Source organism: Acidobacteriota bacterium (genome assembly GCA_034211275.1).
In the GTDB taxonomy this organism is placed as follows: Bacteria; Acidobacteriota; Thermoanaerobaculia; order Multivoradales; family JAHZIX01; genus JAGQSE01.
This window is the reverse complement of the sequence record JAXHTF010000011.1, coordinates 17,544-38,788: the sequence shown is the minus strand read 5'-3', so window position 1 is coordinate 38,788 and position 21,245 is coordinate 17,544. Positions and strand designations below refer to the sequence as shown.

The following is a 21,245-nucleotide window of genomic DNA, read 5'->3' as shown; positions in this document are numbered from 1 at the left end:
TTGGTGATCCCGACACCCCGAAGCCTAGCCAGCGCCTCGTCCCGCACCCACCCGATCCTTGCTCTTCCGCCTCTTCCCGTGAGCATTGCCGAAACCACCCCTGTAGAATGGGCGTAGCGGCCACGGTCCGGCCGGTGCAGAATTCCCCCCTCGGAGATCCGTTATGCGCAAGGGCGACACCCTCGATCAGTTCTTTCTCGGTCCCAAGAGCGAGCTGCGCACCTTCCTCAAGGAGGTGCTGGAGCTGGTGGTGGACGATTACATCTTTTGGCGGCGGAACTTCCATCCCAAGGATCCACCGGCCATTCCCTACCGGCTGCTGCAGAGCGAGGAGGCGGAGGAGTATCGGGGGCGCTTTCATCAGGAGCTCTTCGAGCTGATCTCCGACCTCAAGCTCGACGTGCCGTTCTTTTCGCCACGCTACATGGCCCACATGGTCTCCGAAGTGGCGATGCCGGGGTTGGTGGCGTATCTGGCCACCATGCTCTACAACCCCAACAACGTCTCCCTGGAGGCGTCGGCGGTGACGGTGGACTTCGAGCTGGAGGTGGGGCGGCAGTTTGCGGCGCTCTTCGGCTACGACCCGGAGCAGAGCTTCGGGCATCTGTGCTCCGGCGGCACCATGGCCAACTACGAATCGCTGTGGTTCCACCAGGCCGGGCGCTTCCTGCCCTTGGCCATCGCCCTCGCCTGCCGCCACGAGGACCTGCCGCCACCGAAGGATCTGCCGAAGGATGTCTGGGGATTGCTCAACGTGCCCATGGAGCGCGCTCGGGAGCTGCACCATGACTTTCTGCGGGAGACCGCCGGCCGCGGGATCAACGGTTCCCAGCTGCTGCGGGACCACTCCCTGAGCGCCTACGGCGACGCCGACTACCGGCAGCTGGTGGAAGAGGTCTTCGGGGAGAGCTATTCGACGCCGGTGGTGTTGGTGCCTCAGACCGCTCATTATTCGTGGATCCGCTCCGCCGGGCTGCTGGGTTACGGCCGCCGCAATCTGGTCTCGGTGCGGGTGGACGCCGGCTTCCGCATGGATCCGGAGCACTATGGGAAGCGGCTCCAGGAATGCCTCGACCAGCGGCGTCCGGTGCTGCAGTCTGTCTTCCTGTTGGGCACCACGGAGTTCGGCTCCGTCGACCCCATTCCGGCGCTGCTGGCCCAGCGGGATCGCTTCCGGGAGCTGGGGTTGGACTCCCCGGTGCACGTGGACGGCGCCTACGGCGGCTACTTCGCCACCATCTTCCGCCGCGGCCGGGATCAGGGGGCGCCGGACGATCCGGGGCTGCGACCACTGCGCGAGGCCTGCTCGGCGCTGGGACGCACCGACTCCACCACCGTCGACCCGCACAAGATGGGCTACTCCCCCTACGGCGCCGGGGCCATCGTCATCCGCAACGGATTCCTGCGCCATCTGGTGGCGGAGGGGGCGCACTATGCGCTGGACACCCGGGGCCTGCCCCACGAAGATCTGGGAAAGTTCATCCTCGAAGGCTCCAAACCGGGAGCGGCGGCGGCGGCGGTGTGGTTCAACCACCGCATGATGCCCTTGGATCTGGACGGCTACGGCGCTCATTTGCGAGACCTGTGCCGCCAGGCTCAGGATTTCCATCGCCACGCGCTGCACCACGACACCCGCCTGCAGCGCCGGGAGGAGCCTTTCCGCCTGGTCCCCCTCACCGAGCCGGAGACCAATATCGTCTGTCTGCTGGTGGTGCCCAAGGAAGCCCGCAGCCTGGCAGAGGTAGACCGCCTCAACGGGCTGTGCGCCCGCCGCTTCGGCGTGCGCAATGTGGAGAGCGTGCAGGAGTACGACTATCTGGTTTCCAAGACCCGGCTGGCGGCAGACCAGGCCTTCGTCAGCGAGCATCCGCTGCTCGACGGCCTGGAGCGCAACAGCCCCTCCATCACCTGCCTGCGGCTGGTGTTCATGAACCGCTGGGTCACCGGCGAGAACGCCGAGGGCCGCGGCTACATGGAAGACTTCCTGGAGTCGGTGGTGGAGTACGCCAAGGAGCAGCTGGCCAAGCCGTCCCTCACCGCCCCCGCCCAGGCGGCGCAGACCTTGCGCAAAGAGACCGCGAGGGGTTGAAACCCCTCGCTACTCTATAGCGGCCTCCCCTTCGGGAGGACGCCTCCCCCGCCCAACCCGGAGCCGGCTCCATACCGGCGCTCCAGGTCGCTCTTGGACTGGGTGGGGGGGGGTCGTCCCGACAGGGCCGAAATGCAGTAGCGAGGGGTTTCAACCCCTCGTGGGGCCGGATCTACAAAGTCGCTGAGAGCCCGCTCCGGTCGAGCCTCAGGCCGGGAACAACATCAGCGCTCCAAACCGCACCGCATCAAATAATGCGGCCCGATGGCGGGGAGCTCGAACTCCTCGCCCTCCTGCTCGAAGCCGTGGTGGGCATAGAACTCGGCGGCGGTCTTGCGGGCGTTGCACCACACCTCGATGCCGCCATGGCGCCGGGCGTGCTCCAGGCACTCGGTGAGCAAAGCGGCGCCGTGCCCCTTCCCTTGCTGCTCCGGCACTACCGCCATGCCGCGAATGCGCCAGCCGCCACCGGTGGTTCCGGGGCGGCTCTCCTCGAAGATAGAAGCGACTCCCACCAGCGCCGGCGCCTCCGCCCCTGTGTCGACGAAGACTCCCAGATGCCCGGTGCGGTCGTCATCGTCGCCGGGGTAGACGCAAGCCTCCGGCGGCTGGTTGGGGCGCAGCACCGCCCGGCGCAGAGGCCGCGTCTCGGCAGCGGTGACGGGGGCCAGTCCCGGTTCCTGCCGCACGACTCCTGCGTCCCCCGAACCGCCCATCTCGCTATCCTTCGATGCGCTCATTCTGTCTCCTCCTGCCAGTCGCCGATCGAGACCCCCGCGGCTCGCGAGGGCTGTCCTATACTCCCACCAGCATCCCGAGATTCATCGCCCTGGAGACCCCATGACGGAAGCCCTCCTCCTCGTTCTGCTGCTCCTCTGGCTCGCCGGAGTCATTCTCGGCTACACCCTCGGCGGCCTGATCCACCTGCTGCTGATGATCGTCCTGGTGGTGATCTTGGTGCGCGTGCTGCGGAGCCGCGGCATCTTCTGAGTCCTCGGGGCTTCCCTTACGGCGTGGGCGCGGCGAACACTTCTTCTACCGCCCGGCCGACGGTGCACGGCGGTGCCGGCAAACCCACCAGCCGCGCCACCGTCGGCGCCACGTCGACGTGACGAGTGGGCGGCAAGGTCACACCGGGCGCCACCCCCGGGCCGGCGAGGTAGAAAATGGCGTGCATGTCCCGGCGCTCGGGCCAGTAGCCGTGATGCCCCTGGCCCCAGGAGTAGGGCGTGCGGCTCACCAGAGGATCCCCCGGATCCTGCCCCAGCGAGCTCTGCGGGTAGTAGCCGGCGGCGAGATCGAAGTACAGGACTCGGCCGTTCGACTCGAGAGCCGAAGGCCCGAAGCTCACCTCAGCCTCCCCCAGCGCACCATCCGCCGGATCGAGGGTGCGAATCACCGGGCGCACGCCGGTCTCCGGATCGACAAAGCCCAAGAGAGCCCACCGTACCTCGTCCAGCACTGCCTCCTGCTCCTCCGGCGGAACGATTCCCCCGAGGCGCTCGGTGCCGTTGATCCAGACGGACCAGGGCGAGCCCACCGGCGGAGCCAGGGCACGGGTGCGGGAAAGGTCGACCTTGCCGTTTCCTTCCCCAGTGCGGGTGCGGGCCAGGAGCCCCGCCCGCTCGAGCACTCGGTTGACATAGAAATATCGGTCGACACCGGCCATGCCGTGATCGCTCACCAGCGCCAGGACAGCCTCTCCCGACGCCTCCATCATGGCCCCCAGCCAGGCGTCCTGGAGCTCGAAGACGCGAGCGTAATAGGGCCACAGGACGCGCGCCATCTGAGCGTCGTAGATCGGGCTGTCGGGATGCAGCACGCCGAGCCAAACGTGGCCGGCGCCGTCGCTGAGGGGCGTGTATTGGAAAAGGACGTCCGGATCGAGGGCGTCCAGGGCCCAACGAGTGCCGGCGGTTTGCAGCGCCAGGTCGTGGGCTACGATCTCCAACGCCCGGCGCTCAGCGGAACCGTCGCCGCCGACCATGAGCGGGGTCCCTAGCCCGCCGTCGCGGTAGATCCAGAAGGGGTTGTCGTGGAAGCCCGGGTAGGCCTCCAGATACTCGGACCGCGAAGGCTCCGGCCAAAAGCCCTCCATGGCGCTCACCTCCCGCCGGTAGAGGGCGACCTCGCTGCCGTCCGGGGCCAGGTGGAAGAGGCGGAAGAAAACGTTGCCCCGATGCTCGCCGGCGGTCACCGGCAACGGCGCGCTCCACCACTCCCGGGGATCCACCGGCGTCTCCCGCTCCGCAGGGTGAGGGCGGATGCGCGCCTCCGCTACGGCCTCGCCCGGTTCTCGACTCCCGACACGAATCAGCGCCGAATCCAACCCCTCGGAGTCCGTCTCCGGATCGTCGAAGAAGAGCACGTGGAGCGCGGTGTCTCCCACCTCGGTGGTCAGCTCCCGCGCGCTCTCGAGCACCTCCGGCGAGAACCCCCAGGCAGCGTCGGCGGCCTGCAACCCTTCCGCCCCCAGCAGCTCCCCTTCCGCCAGCTGATGCTCGAAGCCGCTGATGGACCGATAGTGCTCCGCCAGCTCCGCATCGCCGGCGGCGTCCGCCGTCAGACCGAATGCGCTGCGCAGGGTCTCGACATGGGGCTCGTGAGGATAGGACTGGGTCGCCGAAAGCACCACCACCTTGCGCCCGGCCTTGGCGGCGGTGACGTAGAGAGGCTCGGCGGTGAGCGCGGCGGAATCGAAGCCCCGAAGGGTCTCCACCAGCGAGTGCTCCGCGGCGTCCCGGTAGGGCATCCGGTTGTTGAGCACACCGTGACCATCGGCCCAGCAGCCGGTCCAGATGCTGGCGTGGCCCACGGAGGTCTTGGACGGAAAGCTCGTCACCGAATGCTCCGCCCGCGCCCCCCGCCGCACCATCTCCGCCAAATGCGGCAGGCGCCCCTCATCGAGCAACCGATCCACCACCCAATCCGCTCCCCCATCCCACGACACCATCACCAGCCGCGGAAACTCCCGAGCCGGCTCCTTGGCCTTCGCTGCATCGGCAGATCTCGCCGTCGGCTCGGTGGGTCGTGGGGTGGAGGAAGTAGCGGTGGCACAGCCTGCCAGGACCGTCAGCCCCAGCAACCCGGCCCCCAGAGCGGGCAGGAAAAAACGGCGGGTAGAGCACATGGCAAGCACTCTACCGCGCCGTCAGATTTCAGACTAGCTCTCTGAAGTCACCGGAAGGGACACCTCCCGGCGCCTTCGTCACTGGGCCGGAAGGGCTCCGTCCGGTGCTTCGGCCGGGCGAGCCGCTGGTTCGGAGATGGCTGGTGTGGGGTCCTGGCAGGAGGTCGAAGTCATCGACTCTGGGGAGTCGCTCGCAACTGAACGCAGAAACATAGGGCACCCTTGAGATATGTAGTACTCACAGCTGAAATGGCCACTAGTACCATTACAGGTACCGATACAATTTTCGTTCGTGTGGCCATAACAGAACTCGCAGGCAACGATCGCCTGGGCCGGCACGGTCACCAACAGGGCCAACGCAAGGCCCGCCGCGAAAAGAACCAAATTCTTCATGACAAGCAATCCTCCAAATTGAAAGGTCGGTCAATCCGAGAGCTACTCCTCCCGATCCAAAACGTCCAATGCCTCGGTCGCTTGGACTTCTTGCTCCTCGACGACCACAGGACTCTCCAGCGCCTGGAGATCTAGCTCCGGAATGTCGTCGGAAAACAAACCGGTGCAGCCGAGAGCACGATACTCACCGCAGGTGGTCGCCCCCTGGCCATTGCAGGTGCCACCACAGATGCATGCGTCGGGGTAGCCGGCGCAGTCCTCGCATGCGATAAAGGCCGCAGCTGGGGTGGCGAGGGCGAGGAGCAGAGCAATTCCGAGAATGTACGTCAGTGACTTGCGCATGATGGGTCTCCTTGGATTCAAAAGCGTTGGTTCGGACTAGAGCGACGGATCCAACGACTCAACGAGCTGCGGGCCTTCGGTTTCAACAGGCTCCGGCGCACTCTGCACCGAGGTCGAACAGGATGCCGTGAGCTGCGGCTGCGGCAGCTCGGCAGGCAGCAGATTGCTGCAAGACGAAGCTCGCCAGTCACCACAGGTCTTGATCACCATCCCGTCGCAGAAGCCGGCACAGACGGCTCCACTGGGGGCGCCGCCGCAATCCTCACAGGCTACGAAAGCCTGGGCAGGGGCAGCGAGGATGAACAATAGGGCGGCACAAAAGGACAAGGCTAGAGCCTTCCGCATAGCAAACCTCCTACGAAATTTTGAATCAATAGATATTAAACAAAATCGACCGTGCTTAGCAAACCAATAACCGATAATCGGTTATTGATCAGCGAAGCCCGACCACTACGACAGCTCCCGCAACGATGAGGCGAAGTGGGGTGGCTGGGCGAAAGGGAAGCAGCTAGCCAGAAGCCGGCCGAAAGAGCATGGCCAGGCGTTCGAGGCCCAAGGCCGTGACCAGGAGGCGCTCTTTGGCGTTGGAGAGGAGGCGCTGGGTCCAGTCGGTGAAGCCGCCGTCGGCCATGTTGTGGAAGTCGCCGGAGTTGTCGGCGGCGTAGATGCCGAGGCAGAGGCCCTGGTAGTAATTCTGGGCCTGCTCGCGTTCGGGGTCGAGGCGGAAGGTCTCCTGGGGGAACTCCTCCGCCAGCGGACCGAGGACCGCGCGTTCCGCCAGTGCCAGGCGCCGGGAGTCGCGCTCCGTGTCGCTGAGGCGCACGTCCAGCGGACCGATGGTGTAGCCGTGAGCCCGCAGCCCCACCAGCAGGTTCACGTACACCCGCAAATGGTCCAGCAGATGCTCCACCTCGAAGGCGTAGGAACCGCGGTCGCGGCCGGCGGTGACCAGGGAGAAGAGGAGGAAGTGGGGGACCCAGGCGGCGCCGGGGGGGAGGGGCTGGAGGCGCAGTTGCCGGGAGCGGGAGCAGAGGCGGATCGTCCCGGCCTCGCCGGCGCGGCGGCGGCGGGCGCATTCTAGGGCCGTGGCGGTGGTGGGGTCGGCCAGCACCTCCGACGAACGGATGGTCGCCAGGCAGTTATTTTGATCGATCTGCCCCAGGACCTGGTTGATCCCCAGCGGCGCCACCGGACTGAGCTCCACTCCTTCAAAGCCCTCGGCGGCGGCGAAGGCGGCGGCCTCCACCTCCAGCAGCGCCCGGGGGTCGGGATGAGCGGGCTGGACCATGGGCACCCGCTCGTACTGGCGCAGGAGCTCCGCCGGAGTGCGTTGGCGGCTGCGCTGGCGGAAGACGTGGAGCAGGAGGCTTTGGAGCTCCGCGCCGGAAAGGCCCGTCGTCAGCGCCTCCAGCGGCTCGCCCGCCTCGAGCTTGCGGGCCAGACTGGAGATCATGCGGTCGTAGGACATGGCGTCGTTCCTCGCGGGCGCTTCATCGAGGCTGTTTCCAGAGGGGCCGCTCAAGGATCCTCGATGCGCACCTCGCGGCCGCCGGCGCGGTCACCGGGATCGAGGATCATCATGCGCACCCGGCCGCTGGCGATGGGGCGATCTTCGTCGTCGTGAATATCGGCGTTCCACACGTGGGTGCGGCGGCCGATCTTGAGCGGCTTCGCGGTGCAGCGCAGAGTGCCGGAGCGGGCAGCGCGGAGGAAGGTGGTGGTGTTCTCCAGTCCCACCGCATTCTTGCCCTCAGCCATCACGTGGAGGGCGGCGCCGGCGCTGCACACGCTCTCGATGATGCTGCAGTACACGCCACCGTGGACCAGGCCGTAGGGTTGCAGGAGGTGCGGTGCGATCTCCAGCTCGGCGACGATTTCCTCCGGCTCGGCCCGCACGTAGCGCAGCCCCATGGATTTGACGAAGCCGCCCAGGAAGTTGTTGAGGCGCTCCAGGCGGTCCTCGCGGTCGAAGATGCTGCTACCGGTTGCTTGGCTCATGATGGCGTCATTCTACGTCGAGCCTTCGCTATACTGCTTTCAACTCTCAGCCCGCGATCCCAGGAGCCCCTAGATGTCCTTCATTCCCAATCGTCTCCGCGCCGAAAAGCTCGCCAGCTACACCGCCTGGCCGAGCATGGACAGCCTCTACGACTATCGCCAGGCGGTGATGGAGAAGAATCCCAAGACCGGGCGCTATGTCGAGAAGAGCGACAAGCCTCTGGGCAAGGTGCCGCGGCGCAAGCTAGGGCAGAAGGTGGCGGTTGTGGGCGGCGGCCCGGGGGGCGTGGCGGCGGCTTACGAGCTGATGAAGATGGGCTTCGATCCGGTGATCTTCGAGGCCACCGACCGCCTCGGCGGGCGCAACGATTCCCAGCCCTTCCTGGAGGCCGACGGCACCCCGATCACGGCACTGGCGGAGATGGGGGCCATGCGCTTCCCCACCATCAACAAGCTCCTCTACCACTACTTCGACCTGCTGGACATCGAGACCACCCCCGACTTCCCGGACCCCGGCGTGGTGCTCACGGAGCTGTTTTACGAAGACCGGTCCTATGTCTGGAAGCCCGCCGACGGCGACCAGCGCAACCCGCCGCCGGGCCCCTTCGAGAAGATCGCCGAGGATTGGAACGAGTTTCTCGCCAGTCTCACCGAACCCCTGGCTCTGGCCTACCGCAGCGGCGACCTGGAGCGGGTGGAGAAAGTCTGGCAGGAGTACATCGACCGCTATCGGGACGTCAGCTTCTACGCCGCGGTGCGCGAGGGCATCCCCCAATGGACGGATGAGGATCTCAACGCTTTCGGCGCCCTGGGAGTGGGCAGCGGCGGTTTCGGGCCGCTCTACCAGGTGGGCTTCTTGGAGATGCTGCGCATCCTGCTGGGACAGTATGAGCAGGAGCAGGAGCTGGTCCCCGGCGGCATCAGCCAGCTGGTCCACGGCCTCTACGCCCGGCGGGTCGACACTCCCCGGGGCGAGCGTTCGCTGCTGGACATGCGCGCCGCTCGCCTGGGCACGGCGGTGCAGGGGATTCGTTACCGCCAGGAGGAAGACGGCGGCGGCAACCCGATCCTCACGTACCGGGAGCCCCAAACCGGCGAGGTGGTGGACGAGGAGTTCCGCGCGGTGATCGTGGCCATCTCCACCCGCGCCATGGAGTTCGCCGGCATGACCCTGCCGACCCAACCGGCGCGGTCTGAGAATGGAGACGCAGAGAACGGAGATGCGGAGAACGGAGCCCCGGAGAATGGGAAAGGGGAGAACGGCGACGACTCGCCGCTACGGAGCTTGGCGGCTCATCCCCAGATCCTCCAGCAGCCGGTCCGGGAAGCGCTGCGCAACCTACACCTGATGAACTCGTCCAAGATGTTCATCCGCACCCGCAGCAAATTCTGGCTCGAAGACCCGACGATCCCCGCCAACATTCAGACCGACGAGGCGCCCCGGGGTATTTACTGCCTGGACTACCCCGGCACGGAGAACGGCGTGGTGCTCATCAGCTACACCTGGGGGGATGATTCGAGCAAGCTGCTGTCGCTGCCAGTGGAACAGCGCTTCCGCCTGTTCAAGTCCATCATCCAGCGCATCAACCCCGCCTTCGCCCGTCACCTGGAGCCCATGGACGGCCAGGTTTACAACGTCGACTGGGAAGCGGTGGGCTTCCAGCACGGGGCCTTCAAGCTCAACTACCCCGGCCAGGAGCCCGACGCCCACGACGCCTACTACCAATTCCTCACCGCTCTCTCTCCCCAGGAGGACCGCGGCGTCTACCTCGCCGGCGACGCCGTCTCTTGGTACGGCGGCTGGACCGAGGGCGCCCTCGAAACCGGCATCAACGCCGCCGCCGCGGCGGCTCATCGCCTGGGCGCCAAGCTGCCGGACGACTCGCCGCTGTCGCAGGACCCGAATCGCTATAGCTACTGAGGGCTCAGACGTAGGACGGGTCGAGGGACGGGTCGACCTGCTCCACCCACTTCTTCCAAACCTCGTCGCTGCCGGGCTCGTAAACGTCCGCCAGGTAGACGATGCGGCCGTTCTCGTAGCGAGCCACGGTGCGGGCGGCTACCCGCAGCGGTGGATGATCGCCGTGGGAGTAGGTCACCGCCCACTGCACGTGGACCTCGTCTCCCTCCTGGGTCGGCGGCGCCAACACCTCGATGCGCCGATCGCCCACCCGTCGGTCAAAGCCGTTGACGGACCTGCAGATGGCGTCGAGAATCGCCTGCGCTCCCTCGACTCGGCAGGCGAAGGAGATGTTCTGCACCTCGTAGACGGCGTCACTGGCGAAGAAGGGCAGAATCCGCATCCATTCGTCGTCGCGATAGGTCTTCTCGAACTCCTGGGCATAGAAGAGAAAGCTTTGGATCAGGGTCATGACGAGCTCCTTTCCTAGGTTCGGCGAACTCTGCGGCTTTCGGGGCTTAGCTCCCGGGCGATGGGATCACTAGAGATCAGGCCCCTTCCAAAGCCTGGCGGAAATCCGCGATCAGGTCGTCGGGATGCTCGAGGCCGATGGACAAGCGTAGCAAGTTCTGAGGCGTGGTGGATTCCGCACCTTCGATGGAGGCGCGGTGTTCCACCAGGCTCTCGACGCCGCCCAGGCTGGTGGCGTTGACGAAGAGCTTCAGCCGCCCCGCCACCGCCAGCGCCGCCTCCCGGCCACTCTGTGAGGGGCCTCCACGAATCCGCAGCGAGAGCATGCCCCCGTAGGCCCGCATCTGCCGCCGCGCCACCAGGTGGCCGGGGTGGCCGGCGAGACCCGGGTAGTGCACCCGCTCCACCGCAGGATGCTCCGCCAGCGCCTCGGCGATGGCCAGAGCGTTGGAGCAGTGGCGCTCCACCCGGCAAGCCAGCGAGCGCAGGCCCCGCAGCACCAGCCAGGCGTTGAATGGCGAAGCCACCGCTCCGAGAGTGGTCCGCACCGAGGTGAGCACTTCCTCCAGCGGCTTTCGACGGCGCAGCACCAACGCCCCACCGACGACGTCGCTGTGGCCGCCGAAGTATTTGGTCGCAGAGTGCAGAACGATGTCCGTTCCCAGCTCCAGAGGCCGCTGAATCACCGGCGGCGCGAAGGTGCTGTCCACCAGCATGAGCGCCCCGGCCCCCCGGGCGATCTCCGCCACCGCGGCGAGATCGGTGATCTTGAGCAGCGGGTTGGAGGGAGTCTCCGCCCACAGCAGCCGAGTCTCCGGCCGTAGCGCACCCTGCACCGCATCGAGGTCGGAAAAGTCCACCGCCGTGGCGGAGCAATCCCAGCGCGGCAGGAAGTCATGAATCAGCTCTTGGAAGCCGTGGTAGGCGTCGTCGGGGAAGAGCACGTGGCTGCCTCGGGGTAGCGTTTGCAGCACCGCCGCCCCAGCGGCCATGCCGGAGGCGAAGAAGAAACCTCGCTCCCCTCCCTCCACCGCCGCCAGCGCCGTCTCCAGACGATCCTGGGTCGGATTCTCTGTACGGGCGTATTGATAGCCCCGGGGCATCTCCCCCGCCGGCCCGTGCTCGAAAGTAGTCGACAGATGTAGCGGCGGCGCCACCGCCCCGGTGCCCTCGTCCGTCTCTCCTCCGCTATGGACGAGCAGTGTTTCCAATCTCATGCATTGCTCCTCATTCGTTGCCAGCATCTTAGCCTTCCTCCAGCAATGCAGGAGGAGTCACGCCACAAGCCCGCCGCAATCCGTTAAGATATGAATTAGGAATTCTATTTTTATCTGACACTGAGGCTCTCTGGAGGCGGTAATGGGAAACAATCCCGACCTACGTGAGGGGAAGAGTGTCTACAGCCCCCGCCACGCAGCCCGTGTGTATCTCGCCGACGGGCAAGTGATCGCCCGCCGGGGTCTTCGGGACCTATTGCGTGCCGACCACCGATTCTCGCTGGTCGGAGAAACGGGTGACACTCAGGAGATGATGCGCGCCGTGGAGGCGCTGGAACCGGACATCTTGCTGGTGGACCTCCTCCTTCCCGGCATCGACTGTACCGAGACCATCACCTCTCTGAGAGCTCGGCAGCCGGATCTGCGGATCCTGACCCTGAGCACCGGATGCCCTCCCGCCAGAATCCTCGCAGCCCTTGAAGCGGGAGCCTTGGGCGATCTCCCGAGAAAGGCCTCGGAAGAGGAGATCTTCGCCGCCCTCCACTGCATCTCCAAAGGCCAGCCGTCGATCTCCGGGGCGGTGAGCTGGCAACTACTCGGGCAGCGAGGGCACCAGATTCAGAAGCTTGCAGCGTTGACTCGCCGCGAGATCGAGATCCTCTGCCTCATCGCGCGAGGTTTGTCCAACCAGGAGATCGCCGACCAGGCCCACATCAGCGAAGGGACGGTCCGAACCCACCTGACGAATATTTTCGGCAAGCTCGCGGTCGGCAATCGAGTCCAGGCGACTCTCTATGCCCTTCGAAGCGGTCTCACCACCCTCGACGAGTGTCTAGGCTCCTACCATCCATCTCTCCAGCGTCTATGAAGAATGTCGTAGAGAAAATACGAATTCCTTCAGGCGCAATTCACAGACCTCCCGCTTAAGCTTTAGGTGTCGGAATTAATTGCTCATTTTGCTCTGTCCTTCTGAGGAGCTGTTGCCGGAGAGCGGGACCCACAACCCCCGCGACCGCCATCAGCTTTGGATCCTGCTGTGCATTCGGAGTGGCAACCGTTGCCCCATCTCCCTTGATCTCTTCCCACTGAAGGAGGAAACCGTGAAGAAGCTCTTTCCCCTCGTCCTGTTCACCCTCGCAGTCCTGGCCCTGGCCGTCACCCCCGCCTGGGCTGCCAAGCAGACTATCTGTCACTTCCCGCCGGGCAATCCGGCCAACTTCCACACCATCACCGTCGGTGACAAGGCCGTCGATGCCCACGTGGCGAATCACGGAGACCTGGTGGGTTCCTGCCTGGCGAATTGTGAGGCCATCTGCGACGACGGCAATGCCTGCACCATCGATGTCGAGCCGAACCCCGATCAGTGCGTTTGTGCCGCCGAGCCGCGCGACGAGGTCGACTGCGACGACGGTAATCAGTGCACCGCCGACGCCTGCGATGCGACCAACGGGACCTGCCTCAACGACCCCGGACCGCTCAACGGCGCCACCTGCGACGACGACGACGGAGCGACGACCGGCGAGGCCTGCTACGAGGGTTCCTGCGACCCGCCCTGCCCTTGCTTCGACGGTGCCGACATCGTGGCCAGCGGCCCGGTGGCGGCCTGCGGCAGCAACTTCCCGGGCTTCCCGAACCTGACCGGCATGATTTGGCTCGCCGGGGGCCAGGCTTGCTCCGGAGAGCTCTGCGTCGGCGGCCCCGGCACGCTGACCTGCGCCATCGCCTCCCCGGCAGCCGGCATGTACAGTCAACCGGTGACGCCGCAGGAGGACGCCAACTGCCGCGCTCTGCTGCTGAACTACTGCGACAACCCCAACTTCACCGAGGGACTGACCAGCGAAGAGTCTCGGGCGCCGTTCATCGGCGAGTGACCGAGCCGCGGATTCTCTGACTGAGTCATCCTCTAATCATGCCGCCGCCGTGGGGACCTCCCTGCGGCGGCGGCATGACGTTTGGGGCCGGTTCTAGTCGTTGCGCCCCTTGACCACCGACACGCTGAAGTCCTGCTCGTGCTGCTGGCCTCGGGAGTCGGTCCAGCGCAGGGTGACGGTGGCGTGGCCGAGCTTGTTGCCGAAGACAGTCAACGTGCTCTCTTCATTGTCGAAGACCACTCCCCCAACGACCTTGGAAGAGATCGAGCTGGTGACGTTCTCTGTCTTCTTGGGTACCGCGGTGTCCACGGTGGTGCCGTTGGGGTTGTCGAGGCCGGTGGTCACCTGAATCACTTGATGCTGCACGACGTCCCCGAAAGCGGGGACCGCCCAGCTCGCGGTCAGGACCACGGCCAGCACGGCGGCTAGATTGAGGACGGTGAACGATGGCGAGGAAACTTTCGAGGCCCAGGGTCGACGGTAGAGCATAGTTGTGCTCTCCTTTTCGTAGCGAGAAAACCGCAGCCCATGCCGCAGCTCTCGGTGGCGCGCCTGAGTAGCTCTCCCTCCGGAGTTGGGGTCGTAATTTCGAGATCTGGCTTTTCGCCGGATTCTACCAAGGAATGAAAGACATGATGAGATCCACGCTCTTCCCCACGGGCAGGCTCTTCCCGAAGACTGGTGGGCTGGCGCCCACCCTAACCCGAGCTCTCCACCTCTTTGTCGGCGTCTTGCTAAGCAGCCTGCTGCTGGCCTCCGCGGAAGAGCCCCGGGCTGCGGAAGAACCGGCGGAGGCCGCCGCCCACCAGGTCATCGATTGCCAGCCGGTGGACTGCGTCTACGCGAGCGTTGGAGAGGTTGAGGAGCTAAGTTCCCGCGGGGAGTGTGGGTGCATCGAGGAGAGCGGCGAGGGCGCGCTGCGACTGTACCCGGAGCATTTGGAACAGCTGGCCTTCGACGACCAGGGCCTGGCGACGGTCTATGCCGGCAACCGGGTGGCCTACGTCACCCGAGGCGGCCAGAGCACCCGGGAGAGCCGGACCGCCTGGATGCTGAAGGTGGACAACGGACCGGACTACTTCGTCGAGGGCCTGGCGCGCACTGCCGAGGGTGGCAAGGTGGGTTTCGTCAACCGGCGCCTGGAACCAGTCATCGCCCCCCGCTGGGACTTCGCCTTCCCCTTCGACGACGGCCTGGCCGTGGTCTGCGACGGCTGCCGCGCCCAGCCTTCCTGCCCCACCTGCGAGCACTCGGAGATCATCGGCGGCGACTGGGGCTATATCGACCGCCAGGGCGAGGAGATCGTCGTGCCGATGTTCTCGCGGGAGGAGCTGCCGGAGCGGGGGATGATTGCGATAGGGGAGTAGGAGGCTAGGGAATCTCCCCGCGAGCCATCCTCCGCGCCACCTCACGCTGCACTTCTTCAGCGGTCCAATCCGGATGCTCCGCCGAGAGCATATTCGTCAGCATGCGGCAGGTCGACTCCCACATCTCGAAAGCAATCTGAAGGCGCTCGGCGCCGGTCTTGGCGCGCAGGATCGCCACCATGTCGTCATCCAAAACCTCGATGCGCCGGGGATCGAAGGGTGGCGTCTCGCTCATAGCCTTAGCATATCCCCATCACCTGCTGCACAGCGATGAGCTCAGAAACAAGCGAATCGCATCGAGGCACCAACCAAACGGATTAACCAAATGGTTGACACCCTGAGAGAGAGCCCCTACAGTGGTCTCCATGAGCGAGATGGAGCGGACTCCCGATACCGAGGAGCGAATCTTCGAAGCGGCCCTGCGGGTCTTCGCCCGCAAGGGCCGGGACGGTGCCCGCATGCAGGAGATCGCCGACGAGGCGCAGATCAACAAGGCCATGCTGCACTACTACTTCCGCAGCAAACAGCGCCTCTACGCCCAAGTTTTCCAGCACGTCTTTCGGCAGCTGAACCAGGCCTTCTTCGAGGCAGTGGAGGAAGCTGGAGAGCAGAGCGCTCTAGCTGCGCTGGAGGCCTTCGTCGACCATTACATCCGCTTCATCGCCGAGCACACCGACGTGCTGCATCTGATGGTCAACGAATTCCTCGCCGGCGGCGAGGTGATCCGGGCCCAGATGGGCGAGCTGGTGAGCCACGGCGACGCACCCCCGCAGCGCTTCGCGGCGCTCATCGCCCGGGGCATCGACCGCGGCGAGATCGCACCGGTGGATCCCCGGCACCTGGTGGTCACCGTCGTCTCCCTCTGCCTCTTCCCCTTCGTCGCCCTGCCCATGGTGTCGACCCTCATCCCCACCGCCGCCGACGACCTCGATGCCTTTCTCGAAGAGCGCAAGCGCCACATCCTGGAGGTCCTGCGCCACGGCATCGAGGCCCCGCAGGCCTAAGGCGTGCAGCAGCCCAAGGAGACCGTTGTGAATCTTCAGCTCGCCCCCCACCCCGGAAGTGTCCCGGGTGGAATCTGCTCAGGCCTCGGCGCTGCTAGCCACCGCAGGCGAGGGGACCGGCGCGGCGCGCGGAAAACTCGCTGGCGCTCAGACAGTTCCGCGCGTGGCTCCGCTCCGGTCCCTGCCTGCGGTGGGCGCCTCGGGGTCTTCGCGAGATTCCACCCGGGACACTTCCTTTCCCCCCCTCTCAGGGCAACAGCCTGGTTCCTTGCCCTGACCGCTCTGGCTACGGGAATCGTTGCCGAGCCTGCCGCTGCTCAAAGACTCCAAAGCAAGGACTTGGAAGCCACCGAGCCTCCCAGCATCCATCTCACCCTCGCCGAAGCCGTGCGGGCGGCGGAGGAGAGCTTTCCGCGGCGCCAGGAGCAGAAGGCACGGCGGGAGCTCGCCGAGGAGCGGCTGGAGAATCTCGACCGGCGCTTTCGGCCGCAGCTGGAGGTCCAGGGTCAGGCGGCCTATCACTCGGAGGTGCCCAGCCTGCCGGCGGGATTAGCGGGGAGCCCGCCGAAGGATCAATACACCCTCGAGCTGGACACCGACCAGCGCCTCTGGGACGGCGGCCGGACGAACCAGGAGCAAGCGGTGGAGCGGGCGGCCCGGGATGTCGACCTGGAGGCGGTGGACGTGGCCTTCCAGGATCGCCGGGAGCAGATCGAAGAGGCCTACTTCGCGGTGCTGCTGCGGGATGCGGAGCTCGAGCTCCTGAGCACGTTGATCGTCGACCTCGAATCCCAGATGGAGATCGCCGAGGCGCGCATCGACGCCGGCGTCGCCCTGGAAGGAGACCGGGCGGTGCTGTTGGCGGAATTCGAGAGCCAGCACCAGCGGATCCTGGAAGCTCTGGCGGAACGCCGCGGCGCCCTCGATGTCCTGGCCACCCTGACGGGCCGCCCGCTGCCGGATCCGGTACGGCTGGCGGTTCCCCAACCGGAGCTGCCGGAGGACCTCCTCGCCGTCGCCCGGTCAGCAGAGCTGGGGGAGGGCGTCGAACGACCGGAAATCGACCAGGCGAGAGCCATGCAGCGGCTCTTCCAGGAGCAGCTGGCCCTCGCCGGCCTGGCCCAAAAGCCCACCGTCTCCGCCTTCGCCCGCGCCGGCGTCGGCCGGCCGCCGGATCAGGATTTCTTCGAAGACGAGCCGACGCCCTTCTTCGTCGTCGGCCTGCGCATGCGCTGGCAACCGGTGGATTGGGGAGTCTCCGAGCGCGAGCAGCAAATGCGGCGCCTGGAGCAGGAAATCTCCGGCGCCCGCCTCGCCACCTTCCTCCAGGGTCTTTCGGCGCGGCTGCAGCAAAGCGCCCGCCGCATCGAAGCTCTGCGCGAGCTTCTGGAGTCAGACCGGCGCATCGTCGAACAGCGGGAGATCACCACCGCCCAGGCCGACGCCCAGCTGCGGGGTGGCGTCATCACCTCGACCCAATACCTGCTGGAGCGCAACGCCGAGCACCGCGCGCGGCTGAATCAGGAGCAGCACCGCCTGCGCCTGGCCCGCGCCGGCGTCGACTTCCTCACCACCCTCGGAGCCTCGCCATGAAGCATTCCAACGTCATCCTCCCCTGGGTCGCCTTCGCCGCACTGGTCCCGGTGCTCCTCACCGCCGGCTGCGGCAACGGCGAGGAGCTGGCCGACGCCTACGGCAACTTCGAAGCCACCGAGGTGCGGATTTCCGCGGAGGTCGGCGGCCGGCTGCAGGAGCTCACCGCCCGGGAAGGTGAGGAGCTGGCGGCGGAGGCGGCGGTGGGCAGCGTCGAGACCACGGACCTCGAGCTCCAACGGGCCGAGGTCGAGGCCTGCCGCCGGGCCACCGCCTCGCGCATCGCCGGCGTCGACGCCCAGGTGGCGGTGCTGCGGGAGCGGCGAAAGCTGGCCGCCAGCGAGCTTCAGCGCATCGAGAGCCTCGCTGCCGATCACGCCGCTACGCCGCAGCAGCTGGACCGGGCGACCAGCGAGCTGGCGGTGGTAGAGGCGCAGATTCGGGAAGCGGCGGTGCAGCGGCGCACCATCGCCGACGAGGTGGCCACCCTGGAAGCCTCCCTGGCCCAGATCGACGACCGCATCCGGCGGGCCGGCATCGTCAACCCCATCGCCGGCACCGTGCTGACGGTCTTCGCCGAGCCCCAGGAGCTGGTGAGCGCCGGCCAGCCGCTCTACGAGATCGCCGATCTCTCCACCCTCGAGCTGCGCGCCTTCGCCAGCGGCTCCCAACTCCCCGGGCTAGCCCTGGGGCAGCCGGTGACGGTGGCGGTGGACGCCGAGGGCGGCGGTGAGCGGCGCATGCCGGGGGAGATTTCCTGGATCGCGCAGGAGGCGGAGTTCACTCCCTCGACGCTGCAGACCAAGGAGGAGCGGGTGGACCTGGTCTACGCCTTCAAGGTGCGGGTCACCAACCCCAACGGCCGCCTCAAGATCGGCATGCCGGGGGAGGTCTATTTCCAATCCTCCGGAGGCGAGTGAGCCATGGCCTCGCCCCGCACCATGGTGGAGGTGGAAGACGTCGCCAAGGCCTTCGGCGACCTGCAGGCGGTGGACGGCGTCAGCTTCTTGGTGGAGGAGGGCAAGATCTTCGGCGTCATCGGCCCCGACGGCGCCGGCAAGACCACCCTCTTCCGCATGTTGGTGAGCCTCCTCGTGCCCGACCGGGGACGACTGCGGGTGGACGGCCTGGATCCGGTGGTGGACTACCGCGAGCTGCGCCGGCGGGTGGGCTATATGCCCGGACGCTTCTCCCTCTACTCGGACCTCTCGGTGGCGGAGAACCTCAACTTCTTCGCCACCATCTTCGGCACCACCGTGGAGGCCAACCGCGAGCTCATCGACGACCTCTACCGCCACCTGGAGCCCTTCGCCCACCGCCGCGCCGGCGCCCTTTCCGGCGGCATGAAGCAGAAGCTGGCGCTGTGCTGTGCGCTGGTGCACAAGCCGCGGGTGCTCTTTCTCGACGAGCCCACCACCGGCGTCGACGCGGTGTCCCGCCGCGAGCTGTGGGAGATGCTCGACCGGCTGCGTCCGGCGGGCATCGCGGTGGTGGTCTCGACCCCCTACATGGACGAAGCGGAGCGCTGCGACCGGGTGGCGCTGATGACCGGCGGCTCCTTCCTCGCCGTCGCTCCGCCGCAGGAGCTGGCGGCGGGCTACGACCATCCGCTGCTGGCGGTGAGTCTGCCGAATCAACACCGCCTACCGGTGCTGCGAGCCCTACGCTCCTTCCCCCACGCCTGCTCCGCCTACGTCTTCGGCAGCACCATCCACTACACCGACCGGCGGGATCGGGTGGACCCGGCGGAGATCGAGGGCTACCTCCACGAGCAGGGACTCTCCGGAATCGAGGCCACGCCCATCGACGCTGACATCGAGGACGTCTTCATGGCTCTTGCCTCCGGAACCCAGAGGGGCTCCGAAACTCAGGGGATCTCCGAAGCCCGGGAGGCAGCGGGATGAGCGACCGGCAAACCCTCCAGGAAGATCACCGTGGGAGCACCAGCCCGGCCATCGAAGCCGAGCAGCTGACCCGCACCTTCGGCACCTTCACCGCCGTCGACGACATCAGCTTCCAGGTCCAACGGGGCGAGATCTTCGGCTTTCTGGGCGCCAACGGTGCCGGCAAGACCACCGCCATCCGCGTCCTCACCGGTCTGCTGGCCCCCACCAGCGGGCGGGCGGCGGTGGCGGGCATCGACGTCGCCCGGCAGCCGGAGCGGGTGAAGAAGCGCATCGGCTACATGAGCCAGCGCTTCGCCCTCTACAGCGATCTGACGGTGGCGGAGAATATCCGCCTCTACGGCGGCATTTACGGCCTCAGCCGGCGGCGCATCCGGCAACAGACGGGCCAATTGCTCGAACGCCTCGACCTGACCCACGCCCGGGATCAGCGCATCGCCGGCCTGCCCCTGGGCTGGCGCCAGAAGCTGGCGTTCTCCGTGGCGCTGCTCCACGAGCCGGAGATCGTCTTCCTCGACGAGCCCACCGGCGGCGTCGATCCCATCACCCGCCGGCAGTTCTGGGATCTGATCTACGAAGCGGCGGAGGACGGCGTCACCGCCTTCGTCACCACCCACTACATGGACGAGGCGGAGTATTGCGACCGGGTGTCGATCATGGTGGACGGCCGCATCGAAGCCCTGGGAACGCCGCGGGAGCTGGCCCGGCGCTACGACGCCGACTCCATGGACGAGGTCTTCGTCCGGCTCGTGCGGCCCAAGACATCCGAGACACCCGAGACACCGGAAACGGCGTCCGGGGAGGAGGGCTGACGGTGCGCGTCTTCCTCGGCTTCGTGCGCAAGGAGACCCACCACGTGCTGCGGGACCGCCGCACCCTGCTGGTGCTCTTCGGCCTGCCCCTGGTGCTGATGCTCCTCTTCGGCTACGCCCTGCGCAACGAGGTAGAGGACATCGCCACGGTAGTGGTGGACCGGGCCGGCGACCCAGCTTCCCAGCAAGTTCTCGCCGCCCTCGGCGGCTCACCCTATTTCCACATCGTCGCCACCCTACCCAACACCCAGGTGGCCGAGAGCTGGCTCCAGGATGGCCGCGCTCGGCTGGTGTTGACCTTGGAGCCAGACCTCCAAGAGTCGCTGCTCTCGGGCTCCCCCAGGTACCAGATCCTGGTGGACGGCAGCGACCCCAACACCGCCCGCACCATGGTGGCCTATGCGACACGACTGGTCGAGGGCACGCTCCTTTCCGAGAGCTTGGGCACTTCCCAAGGCCTTGCCCTCGGCCCCCAATCCTCCGCCGGCCCGCCCGTCCGGCTCCAGGGCGTGGTGCACATGGCGTTCAATCCGGAGCTCGACAGCGCCTACCTCTTCGTGCCGGGGCTGATGGCGCTGGTGCTGACCCTGGTCTCGGCCCTCATGACCTCGGTGACCATCACCCGGGAGAAGGAGCTGGGCACCATGGAGGTGCTGCTGGTCTCGCCGCTACGGCCGATCCAGATCATCGTCGGCAAGGTGGTGCCGTACCTGGTGCTCTCCTTGATCAACGTCCTCGTCATCCTCGGCCTCGCCCGCTTCGCCTTCGCCGTACCCATCCGCGGCAGCCTGGCGTTGCTCATCGGCGAGAGCCTGCTCTTCACCATCTGCGCCCTCTCCCTGGGGGTCCTGGTCTCCACCAAGGCCAGCACCCAGCAGGCCGCCACCACCGCCTCCATGTCGAGCCTGATGTTCCCCACCATCCTGCTCTCGGGCTTCATCTTCCCCCTCGCCAGCATGCCCGAGATCCTGCAATGGCTCAGCCACCTGGTGCCCGCCCGCTGGTTCGTGGAGATCGTCCGCGGCATCATGCTCAAAGGCTTGGGGCTGGCGGAGCTGTGGTCCCAAACCTTGATCCTCAGCGCCATGACCGTCACCGTGCTGGCCGTCAGCCTGCGGAACTTCCGCACCCGCCTGGAGTGAGGAGGACTTCGC

21 protein-coding genes are annotated in these 21,245 nt (G+C 66.6%); 12 read left to right on the top strand and 9 right to left on the bottom strand.

All coding sequences use genetic code 11. The features are described from left to right. Positions 1-163 precede the first annotated feature (163 nt). Positions 164-2,089 carry a pyridoxal-dependent decarboxylase gene (locus SX243_03875; protein ID MDY7092090.1) on the top strand — a complete coding sequence of 642 codons (1,926 nt, stop codon included), beginning with the start codon at positions 164-166 and terminating at the stop codon, positions 2,087-2,089. 224 nt (positions 2,090-2,313) lie between these two features. Here the strand turns inward: SX243_03875 and SX243_03870 are convergent, their stop codons facing one another. Further along, the gene (locus SX243_03870) at positions 2,314-2,829 is read right to left on the bottom strand and encodes a GNAT family N-acetyltransferase (protein ID MDY7092089.1); all 516 of its coding nucleotides are present in this window, start codon (positions 2,827-2,829) and stop codon (positions 2,314-2,316) included. 100 nt (positions 2,830-2,929) lie between these two features. Here SX243_03870 and SX243_03865 point away from each other — a divergent pair, with 100 nt between their 5' ends. Then, positions 2,930-3,079, top strand: coding sequence for a lmo0937 family membrane protein (locus tag SX243_03865; protein ID MDY7092088.1), 150 nt, complete (start codon positions 2,930-2,932; stop codon positions 3,077-3,079). A 16-nt stretch (positions 3,080-3,095) separates the two neighbouring features. Here SX243_03865 and SX243_03860 read toward each other — a convergent pair whose 3' ends face one another. From SX243_03860 to SX243_03845, 4 genes are all read right to left on the bottom strand, one after another. Continuing rightward, a complete protein-coding gene (locus SX243_03860; GenBank protein MDY7092087.1) occupies positions 3,096-5,219 on the bottom strand; it encodes an alkaline phosphatase family protein in 2,124 nt (707 codons plus the stop codon). Positions 5,220-5,654: 435 nt separating this feature from the next. Then, positions 5,655-5,954, bottom strand: coding sequence for a hypothetical protein (locus SX243_03855; protein ID MDY7092086.1), 300 nt, complete (start codon positions 5,952-5,954; stop codon positions 5,655-5,657). 508 nt (positions 5,955-6,462) lie between these two features. Next, positions 6,463-7,422 (bottom strand): hypothetical protein, encoded by a 960-nt coding sequence (locus tag SX243_03850; protein ID MDY7092085.1) that lies wholly within the window; start codon positions 7,420-7,422, stop codon positions 6,463-6,465. Positions 7,423-7,472: 50 nt separating this feature from the next. Then, positions 7,473-7,952, bottom strand: coding sequence for a PaaI family thioesterase (locus tag SX243_03845; GenBank protein MDY7092084.1), 480 nt, complete (start codon positions 7,950-7,952; stop codon positions 7,473-7,475). A gap of 73 nt (positions 7,953-8,025) precedes the next feature. On the opposite strand from SX243_03845, the gene SX243_03840 reads away from it, so the two are divergent. Beyond that, the gene (locus tag SX243_03840) at positions 8,026-9,873 is read left to right on the top strand and encodes an NAD(P)/FAD-dependent oxidoreductase (protein MDY7092083.1); all 1,848 of its coding nucleotides are present in this window, start codon (positions 8,026-8,028) and stop codon (positions 9,871-9,873) included. A 4-nt stretch (positions 9,874-9,877) separates the two neighbouring features. Here SX243_03840 and SX243_03835 read toward each other — a convergent pair whose 3' ends face one another. Both SX243_03835 and SX243_03830 read right to left on the bottom strand, forming a co-directional pair. Then, positions 9,878-10,324: a nuclear transport factor 2 family protein gene (locus SX243_03835; GenBank protein ID MDY7092082.1), complete on the bottom strand. Its 447-nt coding sequence runs from the start codon at positions 10,322-10,324 to the stop codon at positions 9,878-9,880. A 76-nt stretch (positions 10,325-10,400) separates the two neighbouring features. Then, positions 10,401-11,540, bottom strand: a complete 1,140-nt coding sequence (locus SX243_03830) for an aminotransferase class I/II-fold pyridoxal phosphate-dependent enzyme (GenBank protein ID MDY7092081.1) — start codon at positions 11,538-11,540, stop codon at positions 10,401-10,403. A gap of 142 nt (positions 11,541-11,682) precedes the next feature. On the opposite strand from SX243_03830, the gene SX243_03825 reads away from it, so the two are divergent. Beyond that, entirely contained in the window at positions 11,683-12,408 is a 726-nt protein-coding gene (locus SX243_03825) for a response regulator transcription factor (GenBank protein ID MDY7092080.1), read from the top strand. 232 nt (positions 12,409-12,640) lie between these two features. Then, positions 12,641-13,411, top strand: coding sequence for a hypothetical protein (locus SX243_03820; GenBank protein ID MDY7092079.1), 771 nt, complete (start codon positions 12,641-12,643; stop codon positions 13,409-13,411). Between the two features lie 93 nt (positions 13,412-13,504). Here the strand turns inward: SX243_03820 and SX243_03815 are convergent, their stop codons facing one another. Further along, on the bottom strand, positions 13,505-13,900 hold the full coding sequence (locus SX243_03815) for a hypothetical protein (protein MDY7092078.1): 396 nt from the start codon (positions 13,898-13,900) through the stop codon (positions 13,505-13,507). 143 nt (positions 13,901-14,043) lie between these two features. Between SX243_03815 and SX243_03810 the strand changes: the two genes are divergently transcribed. Further along, the gene (locus SX243_03810) at positions 14,044-14,778 is read left to right on the top strand and encodes a WG repeat-containing protein (protein ID MDY7092077.1); all 735 of its coding nucleotides are present in this window, start codon (positions 14,044-14,046) and stop codon (positions 14,776-14,778) included. A 4-nt stretch (positions 14,779-14,782) separates the two neighbouring features. On the opposite strand, the gene SX243_03805 is transcribed toward SX243_03810, so the two are convergent. Further along, on the bottom strand, positions 14,783-15,013 hold the full coding sequence (locus tag SX243_03805) for a hypothetical protein (protein MDY7092076.1): 231 nt from the start codon (positions 15,011-15,013) through the stop codon (positions 14,783-14,785). A 130-nt stretch (positions 15,014-15,143) separates the two neighbouring features. Here SX243_03805 and SX243_03800 point away from each other — a divergent pair, with 130 nt between their 5' ends. From SX243_03800 to SX243_03775, 6 genes are all read left to right on the top strand, one after another. Then, a complete protein-coding gene (locus SX243_03800) occupies positions 15,144-15,782 on the top strand; it encodes a TetR family transcriptional regulator (GenBank protein ID MDY7092075.1) in 639 nt (212 codons plus the stop codon). A gap of 339 nt (positions 15,783-16,121) precedes the next feature. Next, positions 16,122-17,375, top strand: a complete 1,254-nt coding sequence (locus SX243_03795) for a TolC family protein (GenBank protein ID MDY7092074.1) — start codon at positions 16,122-16,124, stop codon at positions 17,373-17,375. Next, positions 17,372-18,295 carry an HlyD family efflux transporter periplasmic adaptor subunit gene (locus SX243_03790; protein ID MDY7092073.1) on the top strand — a complete coding sequence of 308 codons (924 nt, stop codon included), beginning with the start codon at positions 17,372-17,374 and terminating at the stop codon, positions 18,293-18,295. Before SX243_03795 ends, SX243_03790 begins: the two co-directional genes overlap by 4 nt. A gap of 3 nt (positions 18,296-18,298) precedes the next feature. Continuing rightward, positions 18,299-19,279 (top strand): ABC transporter ATP-binding protein, encoded by a 981-nt coding sequence (locus tag SX243_03785; protein MDY7092072.1) that lies wholly within the window; start codon positions 18,299-18,301, stop codon positions 19,277-19,279. Then, complete coding sequence (locus tag SX243_03780) at positions 19,276-20,091, top strand: ABC transporter ATP-binding protein (protein MDY7092071.1); 816 nt, start codon at positions 19,276-19,278, stop codon at positions 20,089-20,091. Before SX243_03785 ends, SX243_03780 begins: the two co-directional genes overlap by 4 nt. Positions 20,092-20,093: 2 nt before the next feature. Beyond that, the gene (locus tag SX243_03775) at positions 20,094-21,233 is read left to right on the top strand and encodes an ABC transporter permease (protein MDY7092070.1); all 1,140 of its coding nucleotides are present in this window, start codon (positions 20,094-20,096) and stop codon (positions 21,231-21,233) included. Positions 21,234-21,245: the final 12 nt, after the last annotated feature.